This is a genomic window from Rhizobium sp. YJ-22 (assembly GCF_029601685.1).
Classification (GTDB): Bacteria; Pseudomonadota; Alphaproteobacteria; order Rhizobiales; family Rhizobiaceae; genus Metarhizobium.
The window spans coordinates 19,711-42,425 of the sequence record NZ_JARRIR010000002.1 but is presented as its reverse complement, the minus strand read 5'-3'; the positions used below and the strand labels follow the sequence as shown (position 1 = coordinate 42,425).

General features: G+C 60.4%; 35 protein-coding genes and 1 pseudogene. 34 read left to right on the top strand and 2 right to left on the bottom strand.

Annotation, left to right across the window (positions count from 1 at the left end; all coding sequences use genetic code 11):
- The 31 genes and pseudogenes from rpsL to rplQ all read left to right on the top strand — a co-directional run.
- A pseudogene (gene rpsL / locus P7F60_RS04735) lies at positions 1–67 on the top strand (30S ribosomal protein S12); the annotation flags it as partial.
- 79 nt (positions 68–146) lie between these two features.
- A complete protein-coding gene (gene rpsG, locus P7F60_RS04730) occupies positions 147–617 on the top strand; it encodes a 30S ribosomal protein S7 (protein WP_277916570.1) in 471 nt (156 codons plus the stop codon).
- Positions 618–647: 30 nt separating this feature from the next.
- Positions 648–2,747: an elongation factor G gene (gene fusA / locus P7F60_RS04725; protein ID WP_277916569.1), complete on the top strand. Its 2,100-nt coding sequence runs from the start codon at positions 648–650 to the stop codon at positions 2,745–2,747.
- A 76-nt stretch (positions 2,748–2,823) separates the two neighbouring features.
- Positions 2,824–3,999: an elongation factor Tu gene (tuf, locus tag P7F60_RS04720; protein WP_277916568.1), complete on the top strand. Its 1,176-nt coding sequence runs from the start codon at positions 2,824–2,826 to the stop codon at positions 3,997–3,999.
- Between the two features lie 351 nt (positions 4,000–4,350).
- The gene (gene rpsJ, locus P7F60_RS04715; RefSeq protein ID WP_003507767.1) at positions 4,351–4,659 is read left to right on the top strand and encodes a 30S ribosomal protein S10; all 309 of its coding nucleotides are present in this window, start codon (positions 4,351–4,353) and stop codon (positions 4,657–4,659) included.
- Positions 4,660–4,816: 157 nt separating this feature from the next.
- Positions 4,817–5,455 (top strand): 50S ribosomal protein L3, encoded by a 639-nt coding sequence (gene rplC, locus P7F60_RS04710; protein ID WP_277916567.1) that lies wholly within the window; start codon positions 4,817–4,819, stop codon positions 5,453–5,455.
- A gap of 12 nt (positions 5,456–5,467) precedes the next feature.
- Positions 5,468–6,088 (top strand): 50S ribosomal protein L4, encoded by a 621-nt coding sequence (gene rplD / locus P7F60_RS04705; RefSeq protein WP_277916566.1) that lies wholly within the window; start codon positions 5,468–5,470, stop codon positions 6,086–6,088.
- Positions 6,085–6,378, top strand: coding sequence for a 50S ribosomal protein L23 (locus tag P7F60_RS04700; RefSeq protein ID WP_277916565.1), 294 nt, complete (start codon positions 6,085–6,087; stop codon positions 6,376–6,378). Before rplD ends, P7F60_RS04700 begins: the two co-directional genes overlap by 4 nt.
- An 11-nt stretch (positions 6,379–6,389) precedes the next feature.
- Complete coding sequence (gene rplB, locus P7F60_RS04695) at positions 6,390–7,226, top strand: 50S ribosomal protein L2 (RefSeq protein ID WP_277916564.1); 837 nt, start codon at positions 6,390–6,392, stop codon at positions 7,224–7,226.
- Between the two features lie 15 nt (positions 7,227–7,241).
- Positions 7,242–7,520: a 30S ribosomal protein S19 gene (rpsS, locus tag P7F60_RS04690; protein WP_028735901.1), complete on the top strand. Its 279-nt coding sequence runs from the start codon at positions 7,242–7,244 to the stop codon at positions 7,518–7,520.
- A 2-nt stretch (positions 7,521–7,522) separates the two neighbouring features.
- The gene (gene rplV, locus P7F60_RS04685) at positions 7,523–7,912 is read left to right on the top strand and encodes a 50S ribosomal protein L22 (RefSeq protein WP_277916563.1); all 390 of its coding nucleotides are present in this window, start codon (positions 7,523–7,525) and stop codon (positions 7,910–7,912) included.
- Positions 7,912–8,640: a 30S ribosomal protein S3 gene (gene rpsC, locus P7F60_RS04680; RefSeq protein WP_277916562.1), complete on the top strand. Its 729-nt coding sequence runs from the start codon at positions 7,912–7,914 to the stop codon at positions 8,638–8,640. Before rplV ends, rpsC begins: the two co-directional genes overlap by 1 nt.
- Positions 8,641–8,678: 38 nt before the next feature.
- Positions 8,679–9,092 (top strand): 50S ribosomal protein L16, encoded by a 414-nt coding sequence (gene rplP, locus P7F60_RS04675; RefSeq protein ID WP_277916561.1) that lies wholly within the window; start codon positions 8,679–8,681, stop codon positions 9,090–9,092.
- 11 nt (positions 9,093–9,103) lie between these two features.
- A complete protein-coding gene (rpmC, locus tag P7F60_RS04670) occupies positions 9,104–9,304 on the top strand; it encodes a 50S ribosomal protein L29 (protein WP_277916560.1) in 201 nt (66 codons plus the stop codon).
- Positions 9,305–9,319: 15 nt separating this feature from the next.
- Positions 9,320–9,556, top strand: a complete 237-nt coding sequence (gene rpsQ / locus P7F60_RS04665; protein WP_277916559.1) for a 30S ribosomal protein S17 — start codon at positions 9,320–9,322, stop codon at positions 9,554–9,556.
- Positions 9,557–9,891: 335 nt separating this feature from the next.
- The gene (gene rplN, locus P7F60_RS04660) at positions 9,892–10,260 is read left to right on the top strand and encodes a 50S ribosomal protein L14 (RefSeq protein ID WP_018328276.1); all 369 of its coding nucleotides are present in this window, start codon (positions 9,892–9,894) and stop codon (positions 10,258–10,260) included.
- Positions 10,261–10,275: 15 nt separating this feature from the next.
- Positions 10,276–10,584: a 50S ribosomal protein L24 gene (rplX, locus tag P7F60_RS04655; RefSeq protein ID WP_277916558.1), complete on the top strand. Its 309-nt coding sequence runs from the start codon at positions 10,276–10,278 to the stop codon at positions 10,582–10,584.
- On the top strand, positions 10,577–11,134 hold the full coding sequence (rplE, locus tag P7F60_RS04650) for a 50S ribosomal protein L5 (RefSeq protein ID WP_277916557.1): 558 nt from the start codon (positions 10,577–10,579) through the stop codon (positions 11,132–11,134). Before rplX ends, rplE begins: the two co-directional genes overlap by 8 nt.
- A gap of 32 nt (positions 11,135–11,166) precedes the next feature.
- Positions 11,167–11,472: a 30S ribosomal protein S14 gene (rpsN, locus tag P7F60_RS04645; protein ID WP_277916556.1), complete on the top strand. Its 306-nt coding sequence runs from the start codon at positions 11,167–11,169 to the stop codon at positions 11,470–11,472.
- Positions 11,473–11,483: 11 nt separating this feature from the next.
- Positions 11,484–11,879: a 30S ribosomal protein S8 gene (gene rpsH / locus P7F60_RS04640; protein WP_277916555.1), complete on the top strand. Its 396-nt coding sequence runs from the start codon at positions 11,484–11,486 to the stop codon at positions 11,877–11,879.
- Between the two features lie 42 nt (positions 11,880–11,921).
- A complete protein-coding gene (gene rplF / locus P7F60_RS04635; RefSeq protein WP_277916554.1) occupies positions 11,922–12,455 on the top strand; it encodes a 50S ribosomal protein L6 in 534 nt (177 codons plus the stop codon).
- Positions 12,456–12,467: 12 nt separating this feature from the next.
- Positions 12,468–12,830 carry a 50S ribosomal protein L18 gene (gene rplR, locus P7F60_RS04630; protein ID WP_277916553.1) on the top strand — a complete coding sequence of 121 codons (363 nt, stop codon included), beginning with the start codon at positions 12,468–12,470 and terminating at the stop codon, positions 12,828–12,830.
- 143 nt (positions 12,831–12,973) lie between these two features.
- Positions 12,974–13,543: a 30S ribosomal protein S5 gene (rpsE, locus tag P7F60_RS04625; RefSeq protein ID WP_277916552.1), complete on the top strand. Its 570-nt coding sequence runs from the start codon at positions 12,974–12,976 to the stop codon at positions 13,541–13,543.
- Positions 13,544–13,555: 12 nt separating this feature from the next.
- On the top strand, positions 13,556–13,744 hold the full coding sequence (gene rpmD / locus P7F60_RS04620; RefSeq protein WP_277916551.1) for a 50S ribosomal protein L30: 189 nt from the start codon (positions 13,556–13,558) through the stop codon (positions 13,742–13,744).
- A 16-nt stretch (positions 13,745–13,760) separates the two neighbouring features.
- Positions 13,761–14,231, top strand: a complete 471-nt coding sequence (gene rplO / locus P7F60_RS04615; RefSeq protein ID WP_277916550.1) for a 50S ribosomal protein L15 — start codon at positions 13,761–13,763, stop codon at positions 14,229–14,231.
- Between the two features lie 237 nt (positions 14,232–14,468).
- Positions 14,469–15,809, top strand: coding sequence for a preprotein translocase subunit SecY (gene secY, locus P7F60_RS04610; RefSeq protein WP_277916549.1), 1,341 nt, complete (start codon positions 14,469–14,471; stop codon positions 15,807–15,809).
- Positions 15,806–16,456: an adenylate kinase gene (locus P7F60_RS04605; protein WP_277916548.1), complete on the top strand. Its 651-nt coding sequence runs from the start codon at positions 15,806–15,808 to the stop codon at positions 16,454–16,456. Before secY ends, P7F60_RS04605 begins: the two co-directional genes overlap by 4 nt.
- A 248-nt stretch (positions 16,457–16,704) precedes the next feature.
- Entirely contained in the window at positions 16,705–17,073 is a 369-nt protein-coding gene (gene rpsM, locus P7F60_RS04600; RefSeq protein WP_277916547.1) for a 30S ribosomal protein S13, read from the top strand.
- A 135-nt stretch (positions 17,074–17,208) separates the two neighbouring features.
- Complete coding sequence (gene rpsK / locus P7F60_RS04595) at positions 17,209–17,598, top strand: 30S ribosomal protein S11 (protein WP_003495225.1); 390 nt, start codon at positions 17,209–17,211, stop codon at positions 17,596–17,598.
- Positions 17,599–17,695: 97 nt separating this feature from the next.
- Positions 17,696–18,706 carry a DNA-directed RNA polymerase subunit alpha gene (locus tag P7F60_RS04590; protein WP_277916546.1) on the top strand — a complete coding sequence of 337 codons (1,011 nt, stop codon included), beginning with the start codon at positions 17,696–17,698 and terminating at the stop codon, positions 18,704–18,706.
- Positions 18,707–18,750: 44 nt separating this feature from the next.
- Positions 18,751–19,176, top strand: a complete 426-nt coding sequence (gene rplQ / locus P7F60_RS04585) for a 50S ribosomal protein L17 (RefSeq protein WP_277916545.1) — start codon at positions 18,751–18,753, stop codon at positions 19,174–19,176.
- 111 nt (positions 19,177–19,287) lie between these two features.
- Here rplQ and mazG read toward each other — a convergent pair whose 3' ends face one another.
- Together mazG and P7F60_RS04575 are read right to left on the bottom strand one after the other, a co-directional pair.
- Positions 19,288–20,115, bottom strand: a complete 828-nt coding sequence (gene mazG, locus P7F60_RS04580; protein ID WP_277916544.1) for a nucleoside triphosphate pyrophosphohydrolase — start codon at positions 20,113–20,115, stop codon at positions 19,288–19,290.
- A gap of 11 nt (positions 20,116–20,126) precedes the next feature.
- Positions 20,127–20,708, bottom strand: a complete 582-nt coding sequence (locus P7F60_RS04575) for a nucleoside deaminase (RefSeq protein WP_277916543.1) — start codon at positions 20,706–20,708, stop codon at positions 20,127–20,129.
- Positions 20,709–20,774: 66 nt separating this feature from the next.
- On the opposite strand from P7F60_RS04575, the gene P7F60_RS04570 reads away from it, so the two are divergent.
- The 3 genes from P7F60_RS04570 to P7F60_RS04560 are packed head-to-tail and all read left to right on the top strand — an operon-like array spanning position 20,775 to position 22,714.
- Complete coding sequence (locus tag P7F60_RS04570; protein ID WP_277916542.1) at positions 20,775–20,951, top strand: hypothetical protein; 177 nt, start codon at positions 20,775–20,777, stop codon at positions 20,949–20,951.
- Positions 20,948–22,396, top strand: coding sequence for a siroheme synthase CysG (cysG, locus tag P7F60_RS04565; RefSeq protein ID WP_277916541.1), 1,449 nt, complete (start codon positions 20,948–20,950; stop codon positions 22,394–22,396). Before P7F60_RS04570 ends, cysG begins: the two co-directional genes overlap by 4 nt.
- A gap of 3 nt (positions 22,397–22,399) precedes the next feature.
- Entirely contained in the window at positions 22,400–22,714 is a 315-nt protein-coding gene (locus P7F60_RS04560) for a DUF2849 domain-containing protein (RefSeq protein WP_277916540.1), read from the top strand.
- Position 22,715: the final 1 nt, after the last annotated feature.

The window sequence follows — 22,715 nt, the reverse complement described above, 5'->3', positions numbered from 1 at the left end:
CGATACGCAGGGCGTGAAGAACCGCAAGCAGCGTCGTTCGAAGTACGGTGCGAAGCGTCCGAAGTAATTCGGACTTTTCAGTTTTTTCCAGCGCCGCGCGAGGTACTCCGCGTGTTAAGGCGCTTTCCAGTTTGAGAGACAAGTAAATGTCCCGTCGTCATAGTGCAGAAAAGCGCGAGATCAATCCCGATCCGAAGTTCGGCGATCTCGTCGTCACCAAGTTCATGAATGCCATCATGCTTCATGGCAAGAAGTCCGTTGCGGAAAGCATCGTCTACGGCGCGTTCGACGCCGTTCAGGCAAAGGCGAAGCAGGAGCCTCTCGGCATTTTCCATAGCGCGCTCGATAACGTTGCGCCGCATGTGGAAGTGCGTTCGCGCCGCGTCGGTGGTGCGACCTACCAGGTTCCGGTCGACGTCCGTCCGGAGCGCCGTCAGGCGCTGGCCATCCGCTGGCTGATCGCCGCCGCCCGCAAGCGCAACGAGACCACCATGGTCGATCGCCTCTCCGGCGAACTCATGGATGCCGCCAACAACCGTGGCAGCGCCGTCAAGAAGCGCGAAGACACGCACAAGATGGCCGACGCGAACCGCGCCTTCTCGCATTATCGCTGGTAATCGACGGCAATTTTTGAAAGGCAGTCCACAATGGCTCGCGAATACAAAATCGAAGACTACCGCAATTTCGGTATCATGGCGCATATCGACGCCGGCAAGACCACGACCACCGAGCGTATCCTTTACTACACCGGCAAGTCGCACAAGATCGGCGAAGTTCATGACGGCGCAGCCACGATGGACTGGATGGAGCAGGAGCAGGAGCGTGGTATCACCATCACCTCCGCTGCCACCACGACCTTCTGGAAGGGCCGTGACGGCAAGATGCGCCGCTTCAACATCATCGACACGCCCGGCCACGTCGACTTCACCATCGAAGTCGAGCGTTCGCTTCGCGTTCTCGACGGTGCCATCGCACTCCTCGACGCCAATGCCGGCGTCGAGCCGCAGACCGAAACCGTCTGGCGTCAGGCTGAAAAGTACAACGTCCCGCGGATGATCTTCTGCAACAAGATGGACAAGACCGGCGCAGATTTCTATCGCTCGGTCGAGATGATCAAGACCCGTCTCGGCGCCACCGCCGTCGTCATGCAGCTGCCGATCGGCGCTGAAAGCGACTTCAAGGGCGTCGTCGACCTGGTCGAGATGAATGCGCTCGTCTGGCGCGACGAATCGTTGGGTGCAGCCTGGGACGTCGCCGAAATCCCGGAAGACCTGAAGGCCAAGGCTGAAGAATATCGCGAAAAGCTGATCGAGACGGTTGTCGAGATCGACGAAGCCGCGATGGAAGCCTATCTTGAAGGCAACTACCCGGACAACGACAAGATTCGCGAACTCGTTCGCCGCGGCACCATCGACGTGAAGTTCCACCCGATGTTCTGCGGGACCGCATTCAAGAACAAGGGCGTTCAGCCGCTGCTCGACGCCGTCGTCGACTACCTGCCTTCGCCGCTCGACATTCCGGCGATCAAGGGCATCGATGCCAAGACGGACGCCGAGATCGAGCGTCACGCCGACGACAGCGAACCGCTGTCCATGCTCGCGTTCAAGATCATGAACGACCCCTTCGTCGGTTCGCTGACCTTCGCCCGCATCTATTCCGGCAAGCTCGAAAAGGGCTCGTCGGTCATGAACACGGTCAAGGACAAGCGCGAGCGCGTCGGCCGCATGCTGCAGATGCACTCGAATTCGCGTGAAGACATCGAAGAAGCCTTCGCAGGCGACATCGTTGCTCTCGCCGGACTCAAGGAAACCACCACGGGCGACACGCTCTGCGATCCCCTGAAGCCGGTTATCCTCGAGCGCATGGAATTCCCCGAGCCGGTCATCCAGATCGCGATCGAGCCGAAGTCCAAGGGCGACCAGGAAAAGATGGGCCTCGCGCTCAACCGCCTGGCGGCCGAAGACCCGTCCTTCCGCGTCAAGACCGACCAGGAATCCGGCCAGACGATCATCGCCGGCATGGGCGAGCTGCATCTCGACATCATCGTCGACCGCATGCGTCGTGAGTTCAAGGTCGAAGCCAACGTCGGCGCCCCGCAGGTTGCCTACCGCGAAACGATCACCAAGCTCTGCGAAGAAGACTATACGCACAAGAAGCAGACCGGTGGTACCGGCCAGTTCGCGCGCGTCAAGCTCGTCTTCGAACCGAACCCCGATGGCGAAGATTTCGTCTTCGAATCCAAGATCGTCGGCGGTGCCGTTCCGAAGGAATACATCCCGGGCGTCCAGAAGGGTATCGAAAGCGTTCTGTCTTCCGGTCCGCTGGCCGGCTTCCCGATGCTGGGCGTCAAGGCGACCCTCATCGACGGCGCCTTCCATGACGTGGACTCCTCGGTTCTCGCCTTCGAAATCGCATCGCGTGCCTGCTTCCGTGAAGCCGCCAAAAAGGCCGGCGCACAGCTGCTGGAACCGATGATGAAGGTCGAAGTCGTGACGCCGGAAGATTACGTCGGCGACGTGATCGGCGATCTGAATTCGCGTCGCGGTCAGATCCAGGGTCAGGAATCGCGTGGCATCACGATCGTCATCAGCGCGCACGTTCCGCTCGCCAACATGTTCAAGTACGTGGATAACCTGCGCTCCATGAGCCAAGGCCGCGCACAGTACTCGATGACCTTCGATCATTACGCACCGGTCCCGTCGAACGTTGCCACGGAAATCCAGGCCAAGTATTCCGGCCAGAAGTAATCGGCCTTCGGGCTTCTGAAAGAAACAGGAACATCCCCCCGATAGAGGGGGGAATCAAGAAAACGGAGAGCCGAAAATGGCAAAGAGTAAGTTTGAGCGCAACAAGCCGCACGTGAACATTGGCACGATCGGCCACGTCGACCACGGCAAGACGTCTCTGACGGCTGCGATCACCAAGTTCTTCGGTGAATTCAAGGCTTACGACCAGATCGACGCAGCACCGGAAGAGAAGGCCCGCGGCATCACGATCTCGACGGCGCATGTCGAGTACGAGACCGCCAACCGCCACTACGCCCACGTCGACTGCCCCGGCCACGCCGACTACGTCAAGAACATGATCACCGGCGCTGCCCAGATGGACGGTGCGATCCTGGTGTGCTCGGCTGCTGACGGCCCGATGCCGCAGACGCGCGAACACATCCTGCTTGCCCGCCAGGTCGGCGTTCCGGCGATCGTCGTGTTCCTCAACAAGGTCGACCAGGTCGACGACGCCGAGCTGCTCGAGCTCGTCGAGCTGGAAGTGCGCGAACTGCTGTCGTCCTACGACTTCCCCGGCGACGACATTCCGATCGTCAAGGGCTCGGCGCTGGCCGCTCTCGAAGATTCCAACAAGGAAATCGGCGAGAACGCTGTCCGCAAGCTGATGGAAGAAGTCGACGCCTACATTCCGACGCCGGAACGTCCGATCGACCAGCCGTTCCTGATGCCGATCGAAGACGTGTTCTCGATCTCGGGCCGCGGTACGGTCGTGACCGGTCGCGTCGAGCGCGGCATCGTCAAGGTCGGTGAAGAAGTCGAGATCGTCGGCATCCGCCCGACCTCGAAGACGACGGTGACCGGCGTTGAAATGTTCCGCAAGCTGCTCGACCAGGGCCAGGCCGGCGACAACATCGGCGCGCTGGTTCGCGGTGTGAACCGTGACGGCGTCGAGCGTGGCCAGATCCTGTGCAAGCCGGGTTCGGTCAAGCCGCACAAGAAGTTCAAGGCCGAAGCCTACATCCTGACGAAGGAAGAAGGCGGCCGTCATACGCCGTTCTTCACCAACTACCGTCCGCAGTTCTACTTCCGCACGACGGACGTGACGGGCATCGTGACGCTGCCGGAAGGCACGGAAATGGTGATGCCGGGCGACAACGTGACCGTTGACGTCGAGCTGATCGTTCCGATCGCGATGGAAGAAAAGCTGCGCTTCGCGATCCGCGAAGGCGGCCGCACCGTCGGCGCCGGCATCGTCGCCTCGATCATCGAGTAATCGATGATGACGATGCCGTAAGCTTGCCGACGGCAAGTGAAGACCTGCAAATGACGCGCAAGCGCGATTTGCAGGCGGCGCCGGCATCGTCGCCTCGATCATCGAGTAATCGATAGGCGCACGCCTCTGGCGACGCTTTGATCTTGCGAATAGGACAATGCCGTGGGTAACCACGGCATTGTCATTTGAACGAAAAGAATCAGTTGATATGCCGCGGCAAGGCGTGTATAGGCGGGGTCATCTTCGGGTGGTTTCCCCTGATCTTTGAAAATTTGCGGCGCCACGATTAACTAGAAGTCACCGCGTGCCTTTTTCCGGGCGCGTGAACTGAAAAAGACAAGGATAAAGTGAATGAACGGCCAGAATATCCGTATCCGCCTCAAGGCGTTTGATCACCGGATCCTCGATGCCTCCACGCGTGAAATCGTGTCGACCGCCAAGCGCACCGGCGCCAGCGTTCGCGGCCCGGTTCCGCTGCCCACGCGTATCGAAAAGTTCACCGTCAACCGTTCTCCCCACGTTGACAAGAAGAGCCGTGAACAGTTCGAAATGCGCACGCACAAGCGTCTCCTTGATATTGTCGATCCCACCCCGCAGACCGTCGATGCTCTGATGAAGCTCGACCTGGCTGCTGGCGTCGACGTCGAAATCAAGCTCTAAGGTCCGGCGAAAGCCGTAACAACAAGGAAGGTACGTGGAGAAATCCAACGTCTTCCAAACCGGGAGACCTGAAGGGTCGTGAGACCTCTTAGGGAACTCCTCCAACAAAAGAGGCTGTAGGGGTTTGCCCCGACGGGACTCGCAAGAGGATTGAACCATGCGTTCAGGTGTGATTGCACAGAAAGTGGGCATGACCCGCGTCTATAACGACGCCGGCGAACATGTTCCCGTAACAGTATTGCGGATGGAAAACTGCCAGGTCGTTTCCCACCGCACGACCGAGAAGAACGGCTACGTCGCCGTGCAGCTCGGCGCCGGCCAAGCCAAGGTCAAGAACACGACCAAGGCGCTGCGCGGCCAGTTCGCCGCTGCAAGCGTCGAGCCGAAGGCGAAGCTCGTCGAGTTTCGCGTTTCCGAAGACAACCTCATCGAGGTCGGCACCGAGATCAAGGCAGGCCATTTCGCCGCCGGCCAGCTGGTCGACTGCACCGGCACCACGATCGGTAAGGGTTTCGCCGGCGCTATGAAGCGCCATAACTTCGGCGGTCTTCGTGCAACGCACGGCGTCTCCGTTTCGCACCGTTCGCATGGTTCGACTGGTAACAACCAGGATCCGGGCAAGGTCTGGAAGGGCAAGCGCATGGCCGGCCACATGGGCCAGACGCGCGTCACCACCCAGAACCTCGAAGTCGTCTCCACCGATGACGATCGCGGTCTGATCCTCGTCAAGGGCGCAGTCCCGGGCTCCAAGGGCTCGTGGATCGTCGTTCGCGATGCTGTCAAGGCTGCGAAGTAAGGAGCCATACCGATGGAATTGAACGTCAAAACACTCGAAGGCAAGGACGCCGGCACGGTCTCCCTGTCCGACACGATCTTCGGTCTGGATCCGCGCGAAGACATCCTCGCACGCATGGTTCGCTGGCAGCTCGCTCGCAAGCAGCAGGGCACCCACAAGACCAAGACCCGCGGTGAGGTTTCCCGCACCGGCGCCAAGATGTACAAGCAGAAGGGCACCGGTCGCGCACGTCACCATTCGGCTCGCGCTCCGCAGTTCCGCGGCGGCGGTCGTGCACACGGCCCGGTCGTTCGTAACCACGAGCATGATCTTCCCAAGAAGGTTCGCGCTCTGGCCCTGCGTCACGCCCTGTCGGCCAAGCTGAAGTCCGAAGGACTGATCATCATCGACGAGCTGGTCGCTTCCGAAGCAAAGACCAAGGCTCTGGTCGGTACGTTCCAGACGCTGGGTCTCACCAACGCCCTCTTCATCGGCGGCGCAGAGTTGGACGCCAACTTCGCACGCGCAGCCCAGAACATTCCGAACATGGACGTTCTGCCGATCCAGGGCATCAATGTTTACGACATTCTGCGTTGCGGCAAGCTCGTCCTGTCCAAGGCTGCAGTTGAAGCTCTGGAGGAGCGGTTCAAATGACGGATCTTCGCCATTACGATGTGATCGTCACGCCGGCGATCACCGAAAAGTCCACCCTGGTTTCTGAATATAACCAGGTTGTTTTCAACGTTGCGAAGACCGCGACCAAGCCGGAAATCAAGGCTGCTGTCGAAGCGCTCTTCGGCGTCAAGGTCAAGGCTGTCAACACGCTGCTGCGCAAGGGCAAGACCCGTCGCTTCCGCGGCATTGCCGGCCGGACCCAGGACGTCAAGAAGGCGATCGTCACGCTGGCCGAGGGTCAGACGATCGACGTCTCCACCGGCCTCTGAGGATTAAGAACATGGCATTGAAAACTTTTAATCCGACGACTCCGAGCCAGCGCCAGCTGGTCATCGTCGACCGTTCGGGCCTCCACAAGGGCAAGCCGGTCAAGGCGCTGACGGAAGGCCTGTCGAAGAAGGGCGGCCGTAACAACCTCGGTCGCATCACCGCCCGCTATCAGGGTGGCGGTCACAAGCGGACCTATCGTCTCGTTGACTTCAAGCGTCGCAAGTTCGACATCGAAGGCACGGTCGAGCGTCTGGAATACGACCCCAACCGCACCGCCTTCATCGCGCTGATCAACTATGCCGATGGCGAGCAGGCCTACATCATCGCTCCGCAGCGCCTCGCTGCCGGCGACAAGGTCATTGCTTCCGAGAAGGCGATCGACGTGAAGCCCGGCAACACCATGCCGCTTCAGTATATCCCGGTCGGCTCGATCATCCACAACGTCGAGATGAAGCCGGGCAAGGGCGGCCAGATCGCCCGTTCGGCCGGTGCTTACGCACAGCTCGTCGGTCGCGACCAGGGCATGGCGATCCTTCGTCTGAACTCTGGCGAACAGCGCCTCGTGCATGGCTCTTGCCTTGCCTCGATCGGCGCCGTTTCCAACCCGGATCACGCCAATATCAACGACGGCAAGGCCGGTCGTTCGGTTTGGCGCGGCAAGCGTCCGCATGTTCGCGGCGTCGTCATGAACCCGGTCGACCACCCGCACGGCGGTGGTGAAGGCCGCACCTCGGGCGGCCGTCACCCGGTTACCCCGTGGGGCAAGCCGACCAAGGGCAAGCGCACGCGTTCGAACAAGTCGACCGACAAGTTCATCATGCGTTCGCGCCATCAGCGCAAGAAGTAAGAGAGGTAGTCAGGAATGGCTCGTTCAGTATGGAAAGGCCCGTTTGTTGACGGCTATCTTCTCAAGAAGGCTGAGAAGGTTCGTGAAGGCGGTCGCAGCGAAGTTATCAAGATCTGGAGCCGTCGCTCCACGATCCTGCCCCAGTTCGTCGGCCTGACGTTCGGCGTCTACAACGGCAGCAAGCATGTCCCGGTCAGCGTCAACGAAGACATGGTCGGTCACAAGTTCGGTGAATTCTCTCCGACCCGTACCTATTACGGTCACGGTGCGGACAAGAAGGCAAAGAGGAAGTAATTATGGGCAAGGCTAAAGCCGAACGCCGGCTGAAGGACAACGAGGCGCAAGCAGTTGCGCGCACGATCCGCGTCAGCCCCCAGAAGCTCAACCTTCTTGCCGCGATGATTCGCGGCAAGAAGGTCGACCGTGCGCTCGCAGAACTCGAATTCTCGCGCAAGCGCATCGCCGAAACCGTCAAGAAGACCCTCGAGTCCGCAATCGCAAACGCCGAGAACAACCACGATCTCGACGTCGACTCGCTGGTTGTTGCCGAAGCTTTTGTCGGCAAGTCGATCGTGATGAAGCGCTTCCACGCCCGTGGTCGCGGTCGCGCTTCGCGTGTCGAAAAGCCGTTCGCTCACCTCACGATCATCGTTCGTGAAGTCGAAGCCAAAGGGGAGGCCGCATAATGGGTCAGAAAATCAATCCGATCGGTTTTCGCCTCGGCATCAACCGTACCTGGGACAGCCGTTGGTTCGCCGACAACGCCGAATACGGCCAACTGCTGCATGAAGACCTGAAGATCCGCGCTTACCTGATGGAAGAGCTGAAGCAGGCCGGCATCGCCAAGGTGGTCATTGAGCGTCCGCACAAGAAGTGCCGCGTCACGATCCACTCGGCTCGCCCGGGCCTGATCATCGGCAAGAAGGGCGCCGACATCGAGAAGCTTCGCAAGAAGCTTTCCGAAATGACGAACTCGGAAACGCACCTCAACATCGTTGAAGTGCGCAAGCCGGAAATCGACGCGACGCTGGTCGCCCAGTCGATCGCCCAGCAGCTCGAGCGTCGCGTGGCTTTCCGCCGTGCGATGAAGCGCGCTGTTCAGTCGGCCATGCGTCTTGGCGCCGAAGGCATCAAGATCACCTGCGCCGGCCGTCTCGGCGGCGCCGAAATCGCCCGTACGGAATGGTACCGCGAAGGTCGCGTTCCGCTTCATACGCTGCGTGCCGACATCGACTACGGTACGGCTGAAGCCGAAACAGCGTTCGGCATCTGCGGCATCAAGGTCTGGATTTTCAAGGGCGAAATCCTTGAGCACGACCCGATGGCATCCGAGCGCCGTTCGCTGGAAGGCGACGCGCAGGGTCCGAGCGGCCGTGACCGTGACCGTGGCGACCGTCGCCGCGAAAACGCTTGATCGACGTTGGCGAAAGATAAGTTCGGAGAAACAAGAAAATGTTGCAGCCAAAGCGCACCAAGTACCGCAAGCAGTTCAAGGGCCGCATCAAGGGCGTCGCCAAGGGCGGTTCTGAGCTTGCATTCGGCGAATTCGGCCTGAAGTCTCAGGAACCGAACCGCGTCAACGCACGCGAGATCGAAGCGGCCCGCCGCGCGATCACACGCTACATGAAGCGTGCGGGCCGCGTGTGGATCCGGGTGTTCCCGGATGTCCCGGTGACCGCCAAGCCTACCGAAGTTCGTATGGGTAAGGGTAAGGGTTCCGTCGAATACTGGGCTTGCAAGGTCAAGCCTGGTCGTATGATGTTTGAGATCGATGGCGTCAGCGAAGAAATCGCTCGTGAGGCTCTGCGCCTCGGTTCTGCCAAGCTCTCGGTTAAGACGCGCTTTGTACAGCGCATCGCAGAGTGAGGATTGAGACGATGAAAGCAGCAGACGTTCGCGCGATGAGCGCAGACCAGCTCAAGGACGAGCTTGGCAAGCTGAAGAAAGAGCAGTTCAACCTGCGCTTCCAGCAGGCGACCGGCCAACTCGAGAAGTCCTCTCGCATCAACGAAGTCCGCAAGGACATCGCACGGATCAAGACCATCGCCCGCCAGAAGGCGGCGGAAGCTAAGGCCTAATTAGGGAAGAATAATATGCCGAAACGCATTCTGCAGGGCGTCGTCGTCAGCGACAAGAACGAAAAGACGGTAGTAGTCCGCGTCGAGCGTCGATTCGCTCACCCGCTGCTCCAGAAGACTGTCCGTCGTTCGAAGAAGTACAAGGCGCACGACGAAAACAACCAGTACAAGGTCGGTGATATCGTTTCCATTGAGGAATGTGCACCGATCTCGAAAGACAAGCGCTGGACGGTGGTCGCCGCCCACGCCTGATGCAGCTTTCGCCGCCCGGCTCGATTGCCCGGCGGCGCAGGATGTATCGAGACAAGACGTTTGGAGCGGGGTGGCCGAGCGGAAGCGACGCCATCCCGCTTTAGTTTAACAGTTTCGCAGGCCGGGCCTTGCTTATCCCGCGAAAATCTGTATGAAGCACCGCAAGGACGCTCGGCGACGGGCGTTCTTTTGCTTTATTGCGCACGGTAGGTCCAAAGAGGAAACCACCCTGGCACGACCCACCCGCGCACACTGCGAGATTTCATAAGCTGGAACAGGGGGCTGCTCGTCGGGCTAGCCCAACCGGTCTGGTAACAACAAGAAGGCGACCTGACATGATTCAGATGCAAACAAACCTCGACGTGGCGGATAATTCCGGCGCACGTCGTGTCATGTGCATCAAGGTGCTGGGCGGCTCCAAGCGCAAGTACGCTTCGGTCGGCGATATCATCGTCGTATCGATCAAGGAAGCGATCCCGCGCGGCCGCGTCAAGAAGGGCGACGTTATGAAGGCGGTCGTCGTTCGCACCGCCAAGGATATCCGTCGTCCGGATGGCAGCGTGATTCGTTTCGACAACAACGCAGCCGTCCTTATCGACAACAAGAAAGAGCCGATCGGCACTCGTATCTTCGGGCCGGTTCCGCGCGAGCTTCGTGCGAAGAACCACATGAAGATCATCTCGCTGGCTCCGGAAGTTCTGTAAGAGGGGCGTGAAGCGATGCAGAAGATTCGTAAAGGCGACAAGGTCGTCGTATTGGCCGGTAAGGACAAGGGTCGTACCGGTGAAGTGGTTCGCGTCCTTCCGAAGGAAGACCGCGCATTTGTCAGCGGTATCAACGTCGTGAAGCGCCACCAGCGCCAGACGCAGACCCAGGAAGCTGGCATCATCGCCAAGGAAGCGTCGATCCATCTGTCCAACATTGCTGTTGCGGACAAGGACGGCAAGCCGACCCGCGTCGGTTTCAAGGTGGTTGATGGCAAGAAGGTCCGTGTGGCCAAGCGTTCGGGAGATGTGATCGATGGCTGAGGCAAAGTACGAGCCGCGGCTCAAGACGGAATATGTATCGCGCATTCGCGCGGCGATTCGGGAACAGTTCTCCTACGCCAACGAGATGCAGATTCCGAAGATCGAAAAGATCGTCATCAACATGGGCGTTGGCGAAGCCACGGCTGATTCCAAGAAGCCGACGGTTGCTGCCGCCGACCTCGCAGCGATTGCCGGCCAGAAGCCGGTCATCACCCGCGCACGCAACTCGATCGCCGGCTTCAAGGTTCGCGAGAACATGCCGATCGGCGCAAAGGTTACGCTGCGCGGCGCCCGCATGTATGAATTCCTGGACCGCCTGATCAACATCGCGCTGCCGCGCGTTCGCGACTTCCGCGGCCTGAATCCGAAGTCCTTTGATGGCCGCGGCAATTTCGCCATGGGCATCAAGGAGCACATCGTGTTCCCGGAGATCAACTACGACAAGGTTGATCAGATGTGGGGCATGGACATCATCGTTTGCACGACGGCTAAAACGGACGACGAAGCACGAGCTCTTCTGAAAGAGTTCAACTTCCCGTTCCGTCAGTAACCGTAACGACGAGCGTAGAAGAGGAACTCAATATGGCGAAGACAAGCGCAGTTGAAAAGAACAAGCGCCGCCGCAAGACCGTCGCCAGCCAGGCCACCAAGCGGGCCGCGCTGAAGGCGATCATCATGAACCAGTCGCTCCCGATCGAGGATCGCTTCAAGGCGTCCTTGAAACTGGCGGAACTTCCGCGCGACGGTTCCAAGACCCGCATCCGCAACCGTTGCGAAGTGACTGGCCGTCCGCGTGCGTTTTATCGCAAGCTGAAGATGTCGCGTATTGCCCTGCGCGAGCTGGGTAACACCGGCAAGGTGCCGGGCATTGTCAAGTCGAGCTGGTAAGGAGACGGGAAATGACAATGACTGATCCTTTGGGCGATATGCTCACCCGTATCCGCAACGGCGTTTCGCGTCGCAAGTCGTCGGTAAATACCCCGGCGTCCAGGCTGCGCGCCCGCGTTCTCGATGTCCTTCAGGCTGAAGGCTACATCCGCGGTTATTCCGAAGTGTCGGAAAACGGCAAGACCGAACTTCAGATCGAACTGAAGTATTACGAAGGCGCGTCGGTGATCCGTGAGATCGGCCGCGTGTCGAAGCCGGGCCGCCGGGTCTATGTCTCGGTTAAGTCCATTCCGCAGGTCGCGAACGGCCTCGGCATCACCATCCTTTCGACTCCGAAGGGCGTGATGGCCGATCACCAGGCTCGCGAGCAGAACGTTGGCGGTGAGGTTCTCTGCTCCGTATTCTAATACGGCGCAGTGATCTCCATGACGAACAGACAGGATTGAAAAATGTCTCGTATCGGTAAAAAGCCCGTTCCGGTTCCTGCAGGGATCACGGCCGCCATCGACGGCCAGAAAGTGACTGCGAAGGGCCCGAAAGGCGAACTGTTCTTCGTCGCGAATGACGATATCAAGCTGGCTCTGGAAGACAACGCCGTTGTCGTACAGCCTGCCAACGACTCCAAGGAAGCTCGCTCGAAGTGGGGCATGTCCCGCACGATGATCGAGAACATCTTCAAGGGCGTCAAGGACGGTTTCGAGCGCAAGCTCGAGATCAACGGCGTCGGTTACCGTGCCTCCCTGCAGGGCAAGAACCTGCAACTGGCGCTCGGTTTCAGCCACGACGTGGTTTACGAGCCGCCGGTCGGCATCACGATCGCGGTTCCGAAGCCGACGGAAATCATCGTTTCCGGCATCAACAAGCAGCAGGTCGGCCAGGTTGCGGCCGAAATCCGCGAATATCGCGGTCCTGAGCCCTACAAGGGCAAGGGCGTCAAATACGCTGAAGAGCGTATCGTCCGCAAGGAAGGCAAGAAGAAGTAAGGATCACGCGAAATGGCTAGCAGGAAAGAAACACTTGCACGTCGCGCCAACCGCGTGCGTCGTCAACTCAAGGCGGTGGCCAATGGCCGCCCGCGCCTGTCGGTTCATCGCTCGTCGAAGAACATCTACGTACAGGTCATCGATGATGTCGCCGGCCGGACGCTCGCGTCCGCCTCGACTCTCGACAAGGATCTGCGTCCGTCTCTGAAGACGGGCGCTGACACGGCCGCCGCTTCTGCGGTTGGCAAGCTCGTCGCCGAGCGTGCCGTCAAGGCTGGTGTCAAGGACGTCGTGTTCGACCGCGGCGCGTTCATCTATCACGGCCGCATCAAGGCTCTCGCCGATGCAGCCCGTGAAGGTGGCCTGAACTTCTAAGAAATTCCCGCCCGGTATGGCTTTCCATTCCGGGCGGGCGCAGGTATATGCATCGCCAACCGTACGGATGGGATTCGTCTCGTCTCATGCGGTTTTTGTTGTGATTTGCCACTTGCACCCGCAAAAGAAAAAGGACAAGGACAATGGCACAGGAAAAGAGAGGCTCTCGCGACGATCGCCAGAGCCGTGAAGAACGCGACAGCGAGTTCGTCGACAAGCTGGTCGCGATCAATCGCGTCGCGAAGGTCGTCAAGGGTGGCCGTCGCTTCGGTTTCGCCGCTCTCGTCGTCGTCGGCGACCAGAAGGGTCGCGTCGGTTTCGGCCACGGCAAGGCCCGTGAAGTGCCGGAAGCGATCCGCAAGGCCACTGAAGCCGCCAAGCGCGAACTGATCTTCGTTCCGCTGCGCGACGGCCGCACGCTGCATCACGACGTCAACGGCCGCCACGGCGCCGGCAAGGTTCTGCTGCGCTCGGCCAAGGCCGGTACGGGTATCATCGCAGGCGGCCCGATGCGCGCCGTTTTCGAAACCCTCGGCGTTCATGACGTCGTTGCCAAGTCGACCGGTTCGTCGAACCCCTACAACATGGTTCGCGCAACCTTCGACGCTCTGAAGCACCAGGTTCATCCGAAGGACATCGCAGCTCAGCGCGGCTTGAAGTACGCCACGCTCCAGGCTCGTCGTGCCGCTTCGGGCAACTCTGCCGAAGAATAAGGAGCGCCCAAGATGACGAACAAGACCGTTACCGTCGAGCAGATCGGCAGCCCGATCCGCCGTCCGAGCGTTCAGCGCCAGACGCTGATCGGCCTCGGCCTGAACAAGATGCACAAGCGTCGCACGCTGGAAGACACGCCTGCCGTTCGTGGCATGATTCGCTCTGTCCAGCATCTCGTCCGCGTCGTCGACGAGAAGTGAGCCGGAGTAGAAAATCATGAAACTGAATGAAATCAAGGACAACGAAGGTTCCAGCCCGAGCCGCAAGCGTCTCGGTCGTGGTATCGGCTCCGGCAAGGGCAAGACCGGTGGTCGCGGCGTAAAGGGTCAGAAGGCCCGTTCCGGCGTCGCCATCAACGGCTTCGAAGGCGGCCAGATGCCCATCTACCGCCGCCTGCCGAAGCGTGGCTTCAACAACATCTTCGCAAGCGAATTCGTTGTTGTTTCGCTGGGTCGCATCCAGACCGCGATCGATGCCAAGAAGCTCGACGCTTCGCAGGCCATCACCGCCGAATCGCTCAAGGCTGCCGGCGTCATCCGCCGCGCCAAGGACGGCGTTCGCGTCCTCGCTGACGGCGAGTTGACCGCAAAGGTCTCGATCGAAGTCGCCGGCGCCTCCAAGGCCGCCGTCGAGAAGATCGAAAAGGCCGGCGGTTCCATCAAGCTGCTCGCCGCTTCCGCCGAGTAATTCATTGGACTTTAAACCGCCCGGCGTGCTACACGCCGGGCGGTTTAGCTCTTATATGAGCCTCACGTCCTTCAGGCGGATCGCGACCGCGTCCGCCAGGATCATAGGAAAACCACGGTGAGGCATAAGGTTGCATTGCAATCTGCTGTAAACCCGGTTTTCTGTACACGGTTGAAAGACTGCTTCCGGGTTGCTGACGCAAGCGCGCGAGCCCGGATTGGCTAGGCGGAGAATTGCATGGCGTCTGCAGCGGAACAATTAGCATCAAATCTGAACTTTTCGACTTTCGCCAAGGCTGAAGATCTGAAGAAGCGCCTGTGGTTCACGCTGGCTGCGCTTCTGGTTTATCGCCTGGGCACGCATATTCCGCTTCCGGGTCTCAATCCCGAGGCCTATGCCCACGCCTTCCGTGGCCAGGCCGGCGGTATTTTCGGCCTTTTCAACATGTTCTCGGGTGGCGCCGTCGAGCGCATGGCGATCTTCGCGCTCGGCATCATGCCCTATATTTCCGCTTCGATCATCGTGCAGCTCATGACCTCGGTCGTGCCGGCGCTGGAGAATCTGAAGAAGGAAGGTGAGCAGGGCCGCAAGATCATCAATCAGTATACCCGCTACGGGACGGTGATTCTCGGTCTGTTGCAGGCTTACGGTATTTCCGTCGGTCTGGAGAGCGGGCAGGGCATCGTCAACGATCCGGGCTGGTTCTTCCGCATCTCCACCGTCGTGACGCTGCTTGGCGGCACCATGTTCCTGATGTGGCTTGGTGAGCAGATCACGTCGCGCGGTATCGGCAACGGCATTTCGCTGATCATCTTCTCCGGCATCGCCGCGGGACTTCCGAACGCACTCGCCGGCACTTTGGAACTCGGCCGCACCGGCGCGCTGTCGACCGGTCTCATCCTGACCGTCATCGTCGTCGCCGTCTTCGTGATCGCGCTGATCGTCTTCGTCGAGCGCGCCCAGCGCCGCCTGCTGATTCAGTATCCGAAGCGCCAGGTCGGCAACCGCATGTTCCAGGGCGATACCTCGCATCTGCCGCTGAAGCTCAACACCTCCGGCGTCATTCCGGCAATCTTCGCCTCGTCTCTGCTGCTGCTGCCGGCGACCGCCGCGGGTTTCACCAATTCGACGGCGCTGCCTTCCTGGGCGACCGCCATCGTTGCGGCGCTCGGCCATGGCCAGCCGCTCTACATGGTGCTTTACGGCGCCCTGATCGCCTTCTTCGCCTTCTTTTATACAGCGATCGTCTTCAATCCGAAGGAGACGGCCGACAATCTCAAGAAGCATGGCGGCTTCATTCCCGGTATTCGTCCGGGCGAACGCACCGCCGAATATATCGATTACGTCCTGACGCGAATCACCGTTGTCGGTGCGATCTATCTCGTCTTCGTCTGCATTCTTCCGGAAATCCTGGTCTCGCAGACCGGGGTGCCATTATCCCTTGGTGGTACGTCGCTTTTGATTGTTGTCAGCGTGACGCTTGATACTGTAGCACAGATACAGGGTCATCTTATTGCCCAGCAATACGAAGGACTGATCAAGAAATCCAAGCTGCGTGGAGGGAAGAGGGGACGATGAGACTGATTCTGTTGGGGCCGCCGGGTGCGGGTAAGGGGACCCAGGCCCAGCGCATCGTGGAGAAGTTCGGTATTCCGCAGCTCTCCACCGGTGACATGCTGCGCGCGGCCGTTTCGGCGGGCACGGACGTCGGCAAGCGCGCCAAGGCGGTGATGGATGCGGGCAAGCTCGTATCCGACGATATCGTCATCGCCATTGTGTCGGAGCGTATCGACCAGCCCGATTGCGCCAAGGGGTTCATCCTTGATGGCTTTCCGCGCACGCTCGTTCAGGCGGACGCCACGGACGCGATGTTGAAGGCCAAGGGGCTCGATCTTTCCAAGGTTCTGGAAATCAAGGTCAACGATGAGGTCCTGGCTGATCGCGTCTCGGGTCGCTACACCTGCGCCAACTGTGGGGCGGGTTATCACGATACGAATCTGAGGCCCAGGCAGGAAGGCGTGTGCGACCGTTGCGGCTCGACTCACTTCAAGCGCAGGCCGGACGATAATCGCGAAACGGTCGTGACTCGCCTGCAGGCTTACTACAAGGAAACGTCGCCGCTGATCGGCTATTATCATGCCAAGGGCAAGCTTGCCTCGGTCGACGGCATGGCCGATATCGATCGGGTGACGTCAGATATTGAAAAGATTCTTGAATCCGCCTGAGGCGGGCCAAGAAACTTGGGCGAGGCGGTTGCTTTTTCGAGGCGATTCCGCTAAACACCGCGCCAACTCGCGACAATAGATGCGGTCGGCGCGGATTTCGAAGGGCAATTCTCCGGGATGCCCGGTCAGGAAATCCGGGTTCGATCGTTTCTTGTTGTGAACCCGAAGATAAGAACTGGCGACCCACCGGTCGCTGCGTAACAAAATCCCTCTTGTCGGATGACAACAGGCACGCAAGGAGAACAGACGTGGCACGTATCGCTGGCGTCAACATCCCGACGGCAAAGCGCGTAGTCATCGCGCTGACCTACATTCACGGGATCGGCCCGAAATTCGCGCAGGAAATCATGGTGAAGACTGGTCTTCCCCTCGACAAGCGCGTTCATCAGCTCACCGACGCCGAGATCCTCGCGATCCGCGAAACCATCGACCGCGACTATCAGGTCGAGGGCGATCTGCGTCGCGAAACCTCGATGAACATCAAGCGCCTGATGGACCTCGGCTGCTACCGCGGTCTGCGCCATCGCCGCGGCCTGCCGGTTCGCGGTCAGCGCACGCACACCAACGCCCGCACCCGCAAGGGTCCGGCCAAGGCGATTGCTGGCAAGAAGAAGTAATTCCGGCGTCGAAACCGGATGCGGGAGGCTGGCGATTTTCGCTGGCCTCCTTTTTGAATTGGTGAAGAGCGTTTCGCCTTTCACCGGTGTAGCCGCTGGTACTACGGCGGTGAAGAGATCCAGAAAGGTATCACAATGGCAAAAGAAGCCGCACGCGTTCGTCGTCGCGAACGTAAAAACATCACGTCGGGCGTCGCACACGTCAACTCGACGTTCAACAACACGATGATCACGATCACCGACGCGCAGGGCAATGCGATTGCCTGGTCGTCGGCTGGCGCCAAGGGCTTCAAGGGCTCGCGCAAGTCCACGCCGTTCGCAGCCCAGATCGCTGCCGAAGACTGCGCCAAGAAGGCCCAGGAACACGGCATGAAGTCGCTCGAAGTCGAAGTTTGCGGTCCGGGTTCCGGTCGCGAATCGGCTCTGCGCGCCCTGCAGGCCGCCGGTTTCATGATCACGTCCATCCGCGACGTCACCCCGATTCCGCATAACGGTTGCCGTCCGCGCAAGAAGCGCCGCGTCTGATCAGTTCTCGATGGTCGATGGTCGCGGTGGCGGCCATCGTTGCTTTTCATGCTCGGTTGCCACGATTGGATGGTGGCAGCGATCGGAAGGAAAACACATGATTCAGAAGAACTGGCAAGAATTGATCAAGCCGAACAAGGTCGAGTTCACCTCTTCCGGCCGGACGAAGGCGACGCTCGTCGCCGAGCCGCTGGAGCGGGGCTTCGGCCTGACGCTCGGCAACGCGCTGCGTCGCGTTCTGCTGTCGTCGCTGCGCGGCGGTGCCGTCACCGCCGTCCAGATCGACGGCGTGCTGCATGAATTCTCGTCCATTCCGGGCGTGCGCGAAGATGTGACGGACATCGTCCTCAACATCAAGGAAATCGCCATCAAGATGGATGGCGACGATGCCAAGCGCATGGTCGTTCGCAAGCAGGGCCCGGGCGTCGTCACGGCTGGTGATATCCAGACGGTTGGCGACATCGAAATCCTGAACCCGAACCATGTGATCTGCACGCTCGACGAGGGCGCGGAGATCCGCATGGAATTCACCGTCAACAACGGCAAGGGTTACGTTCCGGCGGAACGCAACCGTTCCGAAGATGCGCCGATCGGCCTCATCCCGGTCGACAGCCTGTATTCGCCGGTGAAGAAGGTCTCGTACAAGGTTGAAAACACCCGCGAAGGCCAGGTTCTCGACTACGACAAGCTGACGATGACGATCGAAACCAACGGCTCGATCACCGGTGAAGATGCGATCGCCTTCGCGGCCCGCATTCTCCAGGATCAGCTTGGCGTTTTCGTCAACTTCGACGAGCCGCAGAAGGAAGCCGAGGAAGAAGCCGTCACCGAGCTGGCGTTCAACCCGGCGCTGCTCAAGAAGGTCGACGAGCTGGAGCTTTCGGTCCGTTCGGCCAACTGCCTGAAGAACGACAACATCGTCTATATCGGCGACCTCATTCAGAAGACCGAAGCCGAAATGCTTCGCACTCCGAATTTCGGCCGCAAGTCGCTTAACGAGATCAAGGAAGTTCTCGCTTCCATGGGCCTGCACCTCGGCATGGAAGTGCCGGCATGGCCGCCCGAGAACATTGAAGACCTCGCCAAGCGCTACGAAGACCAGTATTAAACCATTAGACTGCGGGCCCTGCCTGCAAGTAAAGGAGACCAGAGATGCGCCACCAGAACGCCGGTCGCAAACTCAACCGTACTGCCAGCCACCGCAAGGCGATGTTCGCCAACATGGCTGCGTCGCTCATCACCCATGAGCAGATCGTCACCACCCTGCCGAAGGCGAAGGAAATCCGTCCGATCGTCGAGAAGCTCGTCACCCTCGGCAAGCGCGGCGACCTGCACGCACGTCGTCAGGCGATCTCGCAGATTCGTGACGTCGCCGTCGTTTCGAAGCTGTTCGATGCGATCGCGACTCGCTACGCCAACCGCAACGGCGGCTATCTGCGTATCATGAAGGCCGGCTTCCGCCAGGGCGACAACGCGCCGCTCGCCGTCATCGAATTCGTCGAGCGCGACGTCGATGCCAAGGGCGCAGCCGACAAGGCTCGCGTTGCCGCTGAAGCAGAAGCTGCCGAAGCCGCTTGATCCCTAAGACGTTCCGTCAGGAACGCCTTAATTGAGCAATGCTTTCAAACCCGGTCGGGCCTGACGGTCCGGCCGGGTTTTTTGTTGCCCGGTTTTTGCAAGGGCGAGGACCTATGGCCGCTCGCTCTTCTTCGCGTCCTGCCAGAGGTCTTCCATGCGGTCGAGGCTGGCGGAGGCAAGGTCTTCGCCGTTGGCTGCGAGTGATGTCTCGATATGGCGGAAGCGGCGGCGGAATTTCGTGTTGGTGCCGCGCAGCGCCTGTTCCGGGTCGGCGTTGACGTGACGGCCGATATTGACGAGGGCGAAGATCAGGTCGCCGAGCTCGTCGGATACCTTGTCCTGTCGGCCTTCCTGCAGCGCTTCGCGCAGTTCGGCGACTTCCTCCTCGATCTTGTCGAGAATCGGTTCCGGCTCGGACCAGTCGAAGCCGACCTTGGCGGCGCGTTCCTGGATTTTCAGGGCTTCGGTGAGGGCCGGGAAGCTGCGCTGGACGGTGTCGAGGTGGCCGTTCTTTTCGGCCGTATCCAGGCCGTGTCTGGCGCGGCGTGCGGCGCGTTCGGCCTTTTCCTCCGATTTGATCGCATCCCATTGCTGCTTGACGGCATCGGGCGTATCGGCATCCGAGCGGGCGAAGACATGCGGATGGCGGCGGATCATTTTTCGCGTCACCGCCTCGACGACGTCGCCGAAGGAAAAGGCGCCGGCTTCCTCGGCCATGCGGGCATGGAAGACGACCTGGAGCAGGAGGTCGCCGAGTTCGTCGCAGAGATCGTCCATGTCGTGACGCTCGATGGCGTCGCCGACCTCATAGGCTTCCTCGATCGTATAGGGTTTGATCGTCTCGAAGGTCTGAACGATATCCCAGGGGCAGCCGGTCTCGGGATCGCGCAGCGCCGCCATGATCTCGATCAGCCGGCTGATGTCTTTGGAAGGTCGCATGGTTGCTCCGGTCAGTTCAGCGGAATGGCGTTATCGGCCTTGGAGGCCTGGTAGATGGCTGAGAGGCGGTCGTATTCGCCGCGAATGCGGTCGCTTTGAGCTTCCAGTTCGGCGCGGCGTGGATCGGCGACGACGAGGTCGCGGATCGAAAAACTGTTCCAGAAAGCATTGTTCTTGCGGTAGCCGCCGGGCTCCAGACCAAAAACTTCCTTGAGAATCTTCAGGTCATGGGGGATGGCAAAGCTGTCGCGCGAATCCTCATAGCTGAAAAAATAATAAAAATTGTCGAAGCCGGCCCAGGTGATCGCCGCCATGCACATCGGGCAGGGCTCATGGGTGGAGAGGAAGACCAAGTCGCGCGTATCCGGCCGTTCGCCCAGTTCGTAGAAACGTTTCAGCGTGTGGACCTCGCCATGCCAGAGCGGATTTTCCAGCTCGTTATTGGTCTCGGCCAGCACCAGCGACAGGTCGGATTTGCGCAGGATGGCGGCGCCGAACACCTTGTTTCCGGTAGCGACGCCCTTTTCGGTCAACGGCAGGATATCCTGCTCGATGACATCGAGCAGACGGGAGGCGGGGATGGGCTGGGGCAAGGGCGGGGCTCCCTGAAGAACTACGGGCAAAACGGCTTCGGCCAGCAGAAACGGAAATCCGGGGGCATGTCAACGCCATCGGCGGCGCATGGGCATTTCGCCTGGCATCGCGGAGATTTGCTCAAATTCGCCGCAACGCGAGAAAAACAAGTCTCGCAGCGCATGCCCAAAGAATTTCTGTTTCTTCAATATTTTGCCCGCATCCATGATAGTCTGCGCAACCTGGATGGAAGGATAGAATGACTGAAAGCTGCGACAAGCTCTCCGCTTTTCCGGCCTTTTTCCGCATTGCGGGTAAGGTTGCGGCGGTGTTCGGCAATGGCGATGAAGCCTTTGCCAAGGTGCGCCTGCTCGGCAATACGTCGGCGCGCATCGTCGCCTATGCGGACCAGCCGGAGGCTGACTTCGGCGCCTATCTTTCCGCCCACGACATAGAACATGTCGCGTCTGCTTTTTCGCCCGAGCTGCTGAACGGCGCGACGCTGGTCTTCGCCGCGACCGGCGACAAGGCACTGGACGCACGCATTGCCGCTGCGGCGCGCGCGGCCCGTATTCCGGCCAATGCCGTCGACCAGCCTGCGGAATGCGATTTCTACACGCCGGCGCTGGTCAATCGCGCGCCCGTCGTCGTCGCCATCGGCACGGAAGGCGCGGGCCCGGTGCTGGCGCAGATGATCCGCGCGCAGGTCGATCAGCTGCTGTCGCCGTCGCTCGGCAAGCTGGCGCGGCTGGCGGTCGAATATCGCGAAGCCGCAGAGCGGCTGCTGCCGCGCGGGCTGACGCGTCGCATCTTCTGGCGACAATTTTTTTCCGGTGCCGTCGCCAATGCCGTGTCGAACGGTGATTCCTTCGCTGCGCGGCGCGAGGCGGCAAAGCTGCTGAGCAATCCCGGCGAAGCCGAGGGACGTATCTGGCTGGTCGGCGCCGGCCCGGGCGCGGAAGATCTGCTGACGCTGCGGGCGCAACGGGTGATGATGGAGGCCGACGTCATCGTCTATGACGCGCTGGTGCCGCAGGCGATCGTCGACATGGGACGTCGCGATGCCGAGCGCCTGTCGGTCGGCAAGCGCAAGGGCTGCCATACGAAATCGCAGGACGAAATCAATGCGCTGCTGGTGCGTCTTGGGCGCGAGGGCAAGCGCGTGGTGCGCCTGAAATCCGGCGATCCACTGGTCTACGGTCGAGCCGGCGAGGAAATTGCCGCACTTCGGCAGGCCGGTATCGGCTACGAGATCGTACCGGGCATCACCTCTGCCTTTGCGGCTGCGGCCGATTTCGAGCTGCCGCTGACGCTGCGCGGCGTCGCCTCGTCGCTGGTCTTCACCACCGGCCATGACCTTACCGGCGACGTGCTGCCGGATTGGGCAAGCCTTGCGGTATCCGGCGCGACGATTGCGGTGTATATGGGACGGACGGTCGCCGCATCGGTAGCGACGCGCCTGATCCAGGCAGGACTTGCGCCGGAAACCACTGTCGCGGTGATCGAGAATGCCAGCCGCGCCGATCGTCGGCTGCTGCACGGCATTCTGCGGGAGTTGCCCGACCTGGAACATCGCGACGAACTGACCGGGCCTGTGATGGTCATCATCGGCGAGGCGGTAGCCGGCGCCAATATCGAACATTCCAAACCTCTGGCCGAACCGCTATCGCGCGGCCGGGTTCGGCAACAGGACATGCAAGGAGCTTAAACGATGGTGGACAAGGTTCTGACCGCAAACCGGTTGACGGACGGCGTCTCCGTCTGGCTGAATGCCGCGGGTGAATGGGTGACGTCGCTGCAGGATGCGCTGGTGGCGCGCCATGCGGAAGCCTTCGCCGCGCTCGAGGAGATCGGCAGAAAGGCCTATGCCGACAACAAGGTGGTTGACGTGAACCTGATCGAGGTTCAGGAAACCGATGGCATTCTCTGGCCGCTGCGTCTGCGCGAGCGCATTCGCGCCCAGGGGCCGACCATGGCCTATGCACCCGGCTACGCGCCGGCCGATCCGGAATTCATCGCCGTCTGAG